Below are 11,356 nucleotides of genomic sequence, written 5' to 3'. Positions count from 1 at the left end.
CCTCATCCTCATCCTCATCCTCATCCTCATCCTCATCCTCATCCTCATCCTCATCCTCATCTTCTTCTTCTTCTTCTTCCTCTTCGGATATAGGTTCATCGTCTTCTGAAGGGAGCTCCATGGCTTCTTCCATCATGCCATCGGGATCTTTATCGCTATCCTCGTCTTCTGCGGGTTCCTGATCTCCGGGGGTTTCATCCTCAATGGCAGGAGTTTCCTCCTGTTGATCATCGGGGGTAGTTTCAGCCGTGGTGGCGTCTTCCGGGGTGGAAGTTTCGGGGGCCACAGCATCTTCGGGAGCCAGAGCTTCTTCGGTGGTATCTTCTTCGATGTAGGTATTAAAGGCGATGATTTCATCGTCCGGCTCGGCCTCTTCATCTTCGGCGGCGGGCACTTCAGGGGTTTCCAGCCGGTCCAGCTCATGATCAGGGTCCAGTAGTTCACCGTCTTCGGAAACCATCATTGAGTGGGTGTTTTCGGATGCCTGCGCATGATCCCCGCGACCGATAGTGGCTGTGTCGTCGTTGATAAGCGTGGGTTGCACGAGATCTTCTTCGAACAGCTCTTTCAGTTTGGGCAGATCGGCGGCGGAATTGATACCGAAATAGTCCATAAAAGAGCGGGAAACGGTGTACAGCAGTGGCTTACCGGGTAAGTCCTCACTACGGCCGGAAATCACGATGAGTTCCTTTTCCAGCAGCTTCTGGATGGAATAATCCGTGCTTACGCCGCGGATGTATTCAATTTCTCCTTTGGAGATAGGTTGACGGTAGGCGATAATGGCCAGTGTTTCGAGGGCGGCGGTGGACAAGCGTTTCAGGAATTTATCTCCATTGAGCTGGGCTACTGTCTGATAATATTCCTTTTTGGTCATGAATTGGTATCCACCACCACTGCTCCTGATTTCAAAGGCATAAAATTCGGAGCTGTATTTCTCCCTGATGGCTTCCATGGCTGCTTCCACCTGCTCCAGTGTGGCGCGGTCTTCCAGGAATGCCAGCGCATTATTGAGCAACTCCACTATTTCCAGCAGGGGTAAAGGCCGGTCGGCTGCAAAAATTAGTGCTTCCACATGAGGGATGAGCTGTGATATTTCCATGTTGCTATCAGCGATATGAATTACAAAAAAAGGTCAAAGACTAAAAATACAGTCTTTGACCCTAATCTGAAAATATTTCAATATTCAGTGTTGACGTAGTATTATCAACCTGCCAGTGCAGCGGCACCGCTCACGATCTCAGTCAGCTCGGTGGTAATAGCGGCCTGACGGGCACGGTTGTAAGAGATCTTCAGTGTACGCAGCAGTTCCTGAGCGTTCTCAGTAGCCTTGTCCATGGCGGTCATACGAGCGCCGTGTTCAGAAGCGTGAGAATCCAGTACAGCTTTGAAGAACTGCGTGTTCAGGATTTTCGGCATCAGCTCAGCGATCAGTACTTCTTTCTGTGGTTCAAAGATGAAGTCGGCTTTCAGCTTGTTGTCTTCTTTGTTTTCCACTTTGGCGATAGGCAGGAATTGTTCGGAAACATATACCTGGGTAGCAGCGTTTTTGAATTCGCTGTAGATGATTTCTACCGCATCGTACGTACCGTCAACAAAACCGTTCAGTGCTACAGAAGCCGCTTCTTTCACGTTTTCGAAAGTGAGGCTGCCAAACAGCTGCCAGTATTTGTCGATTACCTGGTAACCGTTCTGGGCAAAATGCTCGTATCCTTTTTTGCCGATAGGCAGTATTTCCACTTTACCTTTTTCATACTGGTCCAGGTATTTTTCGCGGATAACGCGTTTGGCAGTTTTGATCAGGTTGGAGTTGAAGGCGCCGCACAGACCTCTGTCTGAAGTGATCACCACAATCAGTACTTTTTCAACCGCACGTTGTGCTGCCAGGGGTGTGCTGATATTGCCTTCGCTGTTGGAAACAATATTCTGCAACATTTCCTGGAGTTTCAGGGCGTAAGGACGCATCAGTAAGATAGCATCCTGCGCACGTCTTAATTTTGCAGCACTCACCATTTTCATGGCTTTTGTGATCTGCTGACCAGATTGAATAGATTTGATTCGGTTACGAACTTCTTTAAGCTGTCCGGACATATATTTTAATCAATTACGGAATGACAAATTACTTTGATGGTTATGCATCCAGGCAGTTGATTTCCTGAATTTGGCTGCAAAGGTAAGCAATGAAGGTATAATTTGAAAATCCGTGGAGAAGATAATTAGACCTTTCTTTTAAAGGTTAATTATCAACATTATATAAATATAAAAATATACAAATAATAAATTATAGTGAGATCGTGGTGCCCAGTACCTGGAGAAATGCAGCGATCCATTGCGGGTGTGCCGGCCATGCGGGCGCAGTCACCAGTTTACCATCTACGACCGCTTCAGTAACATTCACAGACACATACGTACCACCGGAAGCAGTTACTTCAGGCGCCACAGCGGGGTAAGCGGTCAGTTTTTTGCCCCGTACCACATCGGCAGCAGTCAGTATCTGGATACCATGGCAAACAGCGGCCACCGGTTTGTCTTCTGTGAAGAAATGCCGGACCAGCTCTATCACATTTTTATTGAGCCGCAGATATTCGGGCGCCCGTCCACCGGCAATCACCAGCGCGTCATAATCTCCCGCGGATATATCTGCAAAAGAAGCATTGAGCACAAAACCATGACCGGGTTTTTCTGTGTAGGTCTGGTCGCCCTCAAAATCGTGAATGGCTGTTTTTATCTTGTCACCGGCTGCCTTGTCAGGACATACCGCATGTACCTCGTGTCCGATCATTTGCAGCATCTGGAAAGGTACCATGGTTTCATAATCTTCCGCAAAATCTCCTGTCAGCAATAAAATCTTCTTCTGTGCCATATGGTTATATTTTTTAGGTCCTTCAAGATACACAAAATAACGGGATAAAACACAGACGCTCCGGACGTTATGCCCGAAGCGTCTGTTAAGAAATGATGAAGTGATAAAACGATTAGTAACCCGGATTTTGCGGGAACGGCGTAGACGATCTGTCGATCTGGTCCTGCGGGATAGGCCGCAACAAATGGTGGGCATCGATATTGGCGGATGCTTCCGGATTGTGCTTCCGTACTCTTTCCAGCAGCTTACCGGTACGTTTCAGGTCAAACCAGGCCAGCTGCTCACCAATCAGTTCCCGTCCTCTTTCGTCGAGCAGGAAATCGATATTGATATCGCCGGCAGTAATTTTCATGGCCTCCTGATGTACCTGGGTTTCAGCAGGGGTGGTACCCTGACGGGCTGCTCTCATGCGTACAACGTTCACCATATCAGCGGCTCCCTGGGAATTCCCCAGCTTATACAGCGCTTCGGCAGCGATCAGATAAGTTTCTGCCAGCCGGAAGGCGATAAAAGGCCTTACGCCGGAAGCCTGGTTATCCGGCCGCAGGGCGTCCGCGAATTTATTCAGGGAAGGGTACAGTTTTTCGGTATACTTATTTGAGCCGACCAACAGGTAACGTTTGCTGGCCACTTCTGCTGCTGTAACCGGCCGGCCCGGCATGTATACGGCTGTATCACCCAGATTCATCACCCAGGGGGTAGTCGTCGGTTTGTTCACAAACCAAACGGTGGTGAACCACTTCTGATAACGGGTATCATGCACCCGCTCCTGATAGAGGGTATCGATCAGGAAAGCGGTAGGCCGGAAACGTTTCCAGGGCGTACCATTGGGCAGATCGCGCTGCATGCCACTCAGCACATCGTACTGCATGAGGAAAAAACGGCAGGCGTTATTATCCGGCGATGCATACAGCGGGTCGGTCGTATACTGTGCAGCGAAGATGGTTTCAGTATTGTTTTCATTGCCCTGTGCCCATACTTTCCCCGGATCGTCCAATAACTTAAAGCCATAGTTTTTGATGACGCCTTCTGCGTACTTATCAGCATTGGCATAGTCGTCTGATTTCGCATCAGGTGAAGTAGCGCGGGTGAGGTATACTCTGGCCAGCAGATGTTCTGCGGCAGGCTTGGTGGCCCGGCCCCAGTCGCTCTGCGTTGGCGGCAGATATTGGGCGGCCTTCGTCAGATCGTCGATGATGGCATCGTATACTTTAGCGGTACTATCGCGGGTAGCTTCAGTATTGATTTCTTTATTTTCGTGTAGCCGTAAAGGTATGTTACCGAATGTCTGCATCAGCAGGAAATGATAATGCGCCCGGCAAAACAGGGCTTCTCCCACACCTTTGAATTTGCTCGCTGAATCCAGCCCACTCACCTTATCTGCACGGTCTACCGCCACATTACAGTTATTGATGGACTGATACAAACTGTTCCACAATTCTCTCACGTGATCATAACGGGCATCCAGCTGCGAGGTGTACTGGTTGGCAAACTTAAAGTTTCCATCGGAGCCGTTGGTGTAGGTATCTGTTCCTGCCACGCTGAGGGTCATACCTCTCTCGGTGCTATAGAAAATACGCATACCGGCATAACCCGCATTCACAGCGGTGGTGAAGCCGTTGCGCGTGTTATAGAAATCATCGGTTGTATTGGTCACTACATCTTCCTCCAGCATTTTGTTACACCCTGTACCTGCGAGTGCCGTTAATGCTATTGCCCACAAAATATTTTTCATGTTGAATGTTTTTGATTGAAAAAAATTAGAACCGTGCATTCACACCAAACTGTAACATCCAGGTAGCGGGTGCGTCAATACCAATTACGTTCACGTCTTCCGGATCTACGCCTTTGTATTTCTGTCTGTAAGGCGCCAGGATAAGCGGTTGTTTTACGCTCACATTAAAGCGCAGGTCCTGCATCTGCATGCGTTTTACGGTGGCTTCCGGCAACGCATAGGAGAGTGATATGTTTCTTATTTTGAAGAAGGAACCATCGAAATAGCTGAGTGACTGGTAATTGACCGGACGTTCCTGATTGGCATTGGGCCGTGGGAAGTCATTGGTTGGGTTGGTAGGTGTCCAATAGTTGATGTTCAGGTTATTAAAACGACCAAACAGGGTGTTGGTGTTTTGGTAGAAATCACTTTTGATCATACCACCTACGCGGGCAAAGGCCACTACAGACAATTCAAAGTTTTTATAGGAAACCCTTTGGGTCATACCGGCAGTCCAGTCGGGCTGCGGCGTACCGAGTATTTTACGGTCGCTGGCATCGATTTTTTTATCGCCATTGGTATCTTCCACTTTGATTTCGCCGGGCTTGGGTTTATACAGCAGACCATCAGTTTTATCGCTGGTTTGCCAGATACCGATTTTGTTATAGTCGTAGTACACGTAGGTAGGCTGACCAACGAACCAGCCGTTGCCGATATCTTCTGTTTTACCGCCCATCAGTTCCAGGATTTTAGAGCGATTGCGGGAGAAGTTCACGTCCATGCTCCAGTTAAATCCTTTCGGGTTGTCGATGATGATGCCGGACAGTGCCACTTCCCACCCAGTATTGCTGGTAGCGCCCACGTTTTGCAGTACACTATTGAAGCCATTACTATACGGCAGCAGGAAAGGCATGAGCAGGTCGGTAGTTTTCTGTTTATAGAAATCAACGGTACCGGTTAAACGATCTTTAAAGAATCCGAAATCAAGGCCTGCATCGAAGGAGGTAGTGGTTTCCCAGGTAAGATTGGGATTACGCAACATCAAAGGCGAATAGCCCAGTACGCCTTTTCCGCCGAAGGAGTAAGGAATACGTGACAGCAAGCCTTGTGTAGCATACGGGTCGATACCGGTATTGCCTATACGGCCGAAGCTGGCGCGCAGCTTCATGTGGCTGATGTTACGGCTGTTTTTGAGAAATTGTTCATTGCTCATGTTCCACGCTGCAGCCACGGAAGGGAAATAGCCCCATTTATGCCCCGGTGCAAAACGGGAAGAGCCGTCGGCACGCATTGTGAGCGTTACCAGATAGCGATCATCATAGCCATAGTTGAGGCGTCCCATGTAAGACAGGATGGTCCAGGTACCCAGGCTGCTGCCTACGCCGGTCACGTTCATTGCCTGACCAAGGTTGTAGTATTCCTGTGCTTCTACCAGTACGCCGCGCACGTTGGCAGTAGAGCTATCGCCTCTTTGTCTTTGTACACTATATAAGCCGGTGAAACCGATGTTGTGTTTTTTGTTAAAAGTTTTGTTGTAGGTGACAACATTTTCCACCGTATATGCAATCGTTTCGCCACTGGTTTTGGAAGCGGTAGCATCGCCACCGCCGATCAGGAGGTCGAATGTATTTTTGCCCTGAAACAGGCCGTAGTTGTATTGCGAGATATCGGGGCCCACGTTCAACCGATATTTAAGGCCGTCGATAATTTCTACTTCACCATAGAGACTGGTAAAAAGACGGAAACGTTTGCGGTTTTCCGTACGCGCGCCGGGCACGTAGTCCAGTAATGGATTGGGCAGGTTACTGTCGTTGTTCGGGAAAGTGATCAGGTTACCGTTGTCATCATAAGGAGATGAGATCGGCAGCATACGGATGGCATTGTTGATACCATTGTAGGTTTCGCCTTTTCGGTTGCTGTAGGAAGCCAGCATGGTGGCGCCGACTTTCACGCGGGAGCCGATCATCTGATCGAGGCTGATATTGACATTATAGCGTTCGTAGCTCTGTAGTTTTAATACGCCCTGATCTTTGAAGTAGCCGAGGCCGACAGCGTATTTTGTTTTCTCTGTGCCACCATTCACGCCTATGGAGTGGTTGGTTTGATAGCCGGTAGACAGCAGTAGTTTCTGCCAGTCGGTGTTAGTCCCTTTCTGGATACCGGCATATTCCTGTGGTACAAAGATGGCTTTGTCGGAGGAGTCGCGGTTGTTATCATTATACCTGCCGATGGTGCGGTAAGCTTCGCGGCGCATATCGGCAAACTGTGCACCGTTCATCAGGTCTGTTTGTCCGAGGTTTTTGACCATGCCGTAGGAGCCGGAGTAGGTAACTATCGGCCGGCTTACTTTACCGCGGGTGGTAGTGATCAGTACTACGCCGTTGGCGCCGCGGGAACCGTAGATAGCCGTTGCGGACGCGTCTTTCAGGATCTCCATGGACTGGATGGTACCCGGACCGATATCATTCAGGCTACCGGAGTAAGGTATCCCATCAATGACATAGAGCGGGTCGTTGCCGGCAGAGAGGGAGCGGGTGCCACGGATGCGGACAGTAGGCTCATCGCCTGGTTTGGCGCTGTTGCTGACTACGTCCACGCCCGGTGTGCGGCCTTGCAATGCCTGCTGTGCATTGGTGACCGGTACTTCCTGAATGGCTTTACTGCTGACAGAAGCAATGGAGCCTGTCACATCTTTTTTCTTTTGTTGACCGTAGCCAACCACCACAATTTCTTCCAGTTTTTTCTGGTCTTCTTCCAGGGTGATGCTGATCACCCCTCGTCCGGAGACAGGTTCTTCATGCCGGATATAACCGATGAAGGAAAAAACCAGTACAGCATTGGAGGAATTGGCGACATTCAGTTTAAAGTGTCCATTAGCGTCGGTTTGGGTACCGGAGGTGCCGCCTTTAACGGCCACCGTAACACCTACCAGGGGAGTCTTATCTTTCGCCAGTACATTCCCCTCCACCTGTTTGGATTGTGCTTGAGCAAGCTGATGGCATAGCAGCAGGCATAACGCTGCAAAACATAAGCGTGAAATCCTATTCATAACGTTATCAGTTTTTCTAAAAATGGAATTGGGTACTAACTTATCCAGCCCAAAATAATAATTATTTACAGAGATGCAAACGATTGCAATTTAAGAGGCTAATTTTTTTGCGGGCAGAAAGGGGAAAGCAGGCGAAAAGCGTTGACAGTAACGGGAATAATAGTTTTTAGGGCTGGACAACTTTCGGCAAGATTTTTTCAACTCGTTTTTAATGAGGTCTTTATATAAAAGTTTTTTTAAGAAGGTTTTTGAGATGAATGGGATTTCCGGGGAAATTTTTTCCAGGAAGGACCTGCTTCGCGGAGAAAACCGGGAGGCAGGCTGAAAGATTTGCAGTGACCTAATGCGGCCCTCTTCTTTTTCTCTTGAAAAGTTTTTTCTTTGCAATCGGTTGTAAAAATCATTTTCATTGTTTATTTTGACACCTTCATTCCAGTATAAAAAGTTATGAAAAAGACGATCTTATTATGCGGCAGCCTGCTTTTGATGTACGGCAGCATGTTTGCTCAGAAGAGCCAGTGGCAAACACTTTTTAATGGTAAGGACCTGAAAGGCTGGAAACAGCTGGGAGGCAAGGCCGTATACAATGTAGAAGACGGACAGATAGTCGGCACCACCGTAACCGGCACACCCAACTCCTTCCTGGCCACCGATAAGGAATACGGAGATTTCATTCTCGAGCTGGAATTCAAACTGGGCGCCCCTTTCAATTCCGGTATTCAGTTCCGCAGCCAGAGCCGCGACGACTATCAGAACGGTCGTGTATTTGGTTATCAGATGGAAATAGACCCGTCTGACCGTAAATGGAGCGGCGGGGTGTATGAAGAAGGTCGCAGGGGCTGGCAATATCCCATGGAATTAAATCCTGCCGGACAAAATGCCTTCAAACCAACCGACTGGAATAAATACCGCATCGAATGCCGCGGCAATGAAATCCGTACCTGGGTAAACGGCGTTCCTACCGCGCATCTGGTAGATACCGCACTGCCCAAAGGTTTCATCGCACTGCAGGTACACGGCATCGGTAAAAATGCGGCTGACGAAAACAAACATATTTATTGGAAAAATATCCGCATCATAGACAAACCGGCTGCGTCCCAATATTCTCCCTACGATAATATCTATGTGGTCAATAATGTGGATAACACCATTTCCGGTCAACAGAAAAAGAATGGCTACCAACTCCTGTGGGACGGTAAAACCACCAAAGGCTGGAGAGGCGCTTACAGAAAGGATTTCCCTGCTGCCGGATGGCATATTCAGGACGGTCTGCTGACCATCCAGCATTCCAACGGTGATGAAGAAGGCAGCGGTGGTGATATCGTGACAGAAAAAGAATATGGCGCCTTTGAGATGGAATTTATGTTCAAACTCACGCCAGGAGCCAATAGCGGAGTGAAATATTTTGTAAATGAGTCATATGAAACCGGCGGTAAATCAGCGATCGGGCTGGAGTATCAGGTACTGGATGACGAAAAACATCCGGATGCCAAGCTGGGACGCGACGGAAACCGGACACTGGCGTCACTTTACGACCTCATGACAAGAAAACAGGAAAAACGTGCCCTGTTACCTATTGGAGATTGGAACAAAGGTCGTATTATTGTGTATCCAAATAACCACGTAGAGCACTGGCTGAACGGTTTTAAAGTATTGGAATATGAACGGGGCTCCCAAGCCTTCAAAGATCTGGTGGCGATCAGCAAATACAAAAACTGGAAGAATTTTGGTTTATGGCCGGTAGGACACATCCTGTTACAGGACCATGGTAATGAGGTATCCTTCAAAAGCATTCGTATTAAAGTATTGAAATAAAATATTTTTTATCTTTTTTTTCATTGTTCACTGTTCTAAATAAGCATTCCGATTCTTCGGAATGCTTTTTTGTTTTGGGGATTTGATTAAATTGTTCTCATAATCCATACTCAACATGAAATATGCCTCTTTATTGTTAGTGGGCAGTTTGCTGACCGCCATCTCCTGTCAGCAAAAGGGTGCCCACAACAACCAACAAGCCTCGGGGGACTCCCTGCATCAACTGGTGGAGCGCTATTACGATGGTAATATGGCCCTACAGCCAATTCAAGCCACTTTCAATGGTGAAACGAAATACAACGATCAGCTAACGATAGATATCGGAGCTGCCTTCCGGCACGAAGCCGATTCTTTCTTTGCCGCCTACCAACAGGCACTGAAAGGCATTGATACTGCTACCCTGTCCGGCAACGACCGCATCACTTACGACATGCTGCAAAGAGAGCTTGCACTCAACCGCGAAACACTCACGTACCATGATTACCTGATGCCGGTACAACAATTCACCTGCCTTCCGATCACCCTGGCCCAACTGGGTTCCGGCGCCTCTGCCCAGCCTTTCAAAACAAAAAAAGACTATGAAAACTTTATCCATCGTATGGAAGGTTTTTCTGTATGGGCAGATACTGCTATTTCCAACATGCGCCAGGGCATCGCTACCGGTTATGTTCTCCCGGAAAAACTGGTGATCAAAACACTGCCGCAACTAAAAAACCTGGCTAAAAAAGATACCACCAACATTTACTACGCGCCACTCAAAACACTGCCGGATTCACTGGATGCTGCCGCTAAACAGCAGTTGACAGCCGATTACACCGCAGCTATCGAAAAATATATTCTCCCGGCATACGGGAAGCTATATACTTTCATGCAAACGGAATACCTGCCCAAAGCCCGTAAAACCAGTGGTATTGAAGGTATTCCCGATGGGAAGAAATACTATGAGTTCCTCGTCAGGTACTGGACTTCCACCAACCAAACGCCGGATGAAATCTATGCGATCGGCGAACGCGAAGTAGCCCGCATCCGCGGAGAAATGGAAGAAGTGAAAAATAGTACCGGCTTCAAAGGAGACCTGACGGCCTTTTTCACGGCGGTACGCAACGACAAAAAACTACGCATTTTCAAAACACCCGGCGCCATCCTCGACTCTTTCAGAGCGATCGAAAACAAAATCATGCCCGGTGTTAAAAAAATGTATAGTCATCTCCCCAAATCCAAATTCGAGATCAAACAAACGGAAGCCTTCCGCGCAGCGTCAGCCTCCGCACAATACGAGCCAGGCAATCCGGATGGTTCCCGGCCCGGTACCTTCTACGTGCCTATCCTGAATGCAGCCGAATTTCCCTACCCCGGCATGGAAAGCCTCTTCCTGCACGAAGCCATTCCCGGTCACCATTTCCAGTCTTCCCTGCAACAGGAAAATGACTCGTTGCCCAGGTTCCGCCGCTTTACCTGGGTGGGCGCCTTCGGCGAAGGATATGCACTCTACTGCGAAGGTCTCGGTAAAGAGCTGGGCCTGTATACCGATCCGTACATGTACTTCGGCCGGTTGACCGAAGAAATCCATCGGGCTATTCGTTTAGTCGTAGACGTTGGTATGCATCATAAAGGCTGGACCCGTGAACAGGCCATTAAATACATGATGGACAACGAACCGGTGTCTGAACAGGAAGCCACCGCTGAAATAGAGCGGTATATGGTTATCCCCGGGCAGGCACTGTCCTACAAAATAGGAGAGCTCAAAATCAGGTCACTGCGGGAAAAATACACCAAAGCATTGGGCGATAAATTCAGTCTCCCTGCTTTCCACGATGAACTGCTGAAAGATGGCTGCGTGCCACTCTCTGTGCTTGAACAGAAAATGACGCGGTTTTATGGTCAGTAAGATTTTCTTTTAGAAAGAAACATGCACGTT

7 protein-coding genes are annotated in these 11,356 nt (G+C 48.4%); 2 read left to right on the top strand and 5 right to left on the bottom strand.

Going from position 1 to position 11,356, the window contains the following annotated elements:
- The 5 genes from scpB to ICL55_RS14450 form a co-directional block, all read right to left on the bottom strand.
- The coding region (gene scpB / locus ICL55_RS14470; protein ID WP_188098273.1) for an SMC-Scp complex subunit ScpB at positions 1-1,099 on the bottom strand (1,099 nt) is incomplete at its 3' end.
- Positions 1,100-1,203: 104 nt separating this feature from the next.
- Complete coding sequence (atpG, locus tag ICL55_RS14465; protein WP_188098271.1) at positions 1,204-2,088, bottom strand: ATP synthase F1 subunit gamma; 885 nt, start codon at positions 2,086-2,088, stop codon at positions 1,204-1,206.
- 190 nt (positions 2,089-2,278) lie between these two features.
- Positions 2,279-2,860 (bottom strand): DJ-1/PfpI family protein, encoded by a 582-nt coding sequence (locus ICL55_RS14460; protein WP_188098269.1) that lies wholly within the window; start codon positions 2,858-2,860, stop codon positions 2,279-2,281.
- 112 nt (positions 2,861-2,972) lie between these two features.
- Positions 2,973-4,595, bottom strand: a complete 1,623-nt coding sequence (locus ICL55_RS14455) for a RagB/SusD family nutrient uptake outer membrane protein (protein WP_188098267.1) — start codon at positions 4,593-4,595, stop codon at positions 2,973-2,975.
- Between the two features lie 25 nt (positions 4,596-4,620).
- Positions 4,621-7,623 carry a SusC/RagA family TonB-linked outer membrane protein gene (locus ICL55_RS14450; protein ID WP_188098265.1) on the bottom strand — a complete coding sequence of 1,001 codons (3,003 nt, stop codon included), beginning with the start codon at positions 7,621-7,623 and terminating at the stop codon, positions 4,621-4,623.
- A gap of 447 nt (positions 7,624-8,070) precedes the next feature.
- On the opposite strand from ICL55_RS14450, the gene ICL55_RS14445 reads away from it, so the two are divergent.
- Entirely contained in the window at positions 8,071-9,438 is a 1,368-nt protein-coding gene (locus ICL55_RS14445) for a 3-keto-disaccharide hydrolase (RefSeq protein ID WP_188098264.1), read from the top strand.
- Positions 9,439-9,553: 115 nt separating this feature from the next.
- Positions 9,554-11,326 carry a DUF885 domain-containing protein gene (locus tag ICL55_RS14440; RefSeq protein WP_188098262.1) on the top strand — a complete coding sequence of 591 codons (1,773 nt, stop codon included), beginning with the start codon at positions 9,554-9,556 and terminating at the stop codon, positions 11,324-11,326.
- Positions 11,327-11,356 lie beyond the last annotated feature (30 nt).

It is taken from the genome of Chitinophaga varians, assembly GCF_014529945.1.
GTDB lineage: Bacteria > Bacteroidota > Bacteroidia > Chitinophagales > Chitinophagaceae > Chitinophaga > Chitinophaga varians.
Note: the sequence above shows the minus strand (reverse complement) of the source record. Positions and strands in the feature narration are given on the sequence as shown.

Bases quoted from the DNA above. Each gene is read 5' to 3' on its own strand.
- atpG (WP_188098271.1), bottom strand. From the start codon at position 2,088: ATGTCCGGACAGCTTAAAGAAGTTCGTAACCGAATCAAATCTATTCAA.
- ICL55_RS14460 (WP_188098269.1), bottom strand. From the start codon at position 2,860: ATGGCACAGAAGAAGATTTTATTGCTGACAGGAGATTTTGCGGAAGAT.
- ICL55_RS14455 (WP_188098267.1), bottom strand. From the start codon at position 4,595: ATGAAAAATATTTTGTGGGCAATAGCATTAACGGCACTCGCAGGTACA.
- ICL55_RS14450 (WP_188098265.1), bottom strand. From the start codon at position 7,623: ATGAATAGGATTTCACGCTTATGTTTTGCAGCGTTATGCCTGCTGCTA.
- ICL55_RS14445 (WP_188098264.1), top strand. From the start codon at position 8,071: ATGAAAAAGACGATCTTATTATGCGGCAGCCTGCTTTTGATGTACGGC.
- ICL55_RS14440 (WP_188098262.1), top strand. From the start codon at position 9,554: ATGAAATATGCCTCTTTATTGTTAGTGGGCAGTTTGCTGACCGCCATC.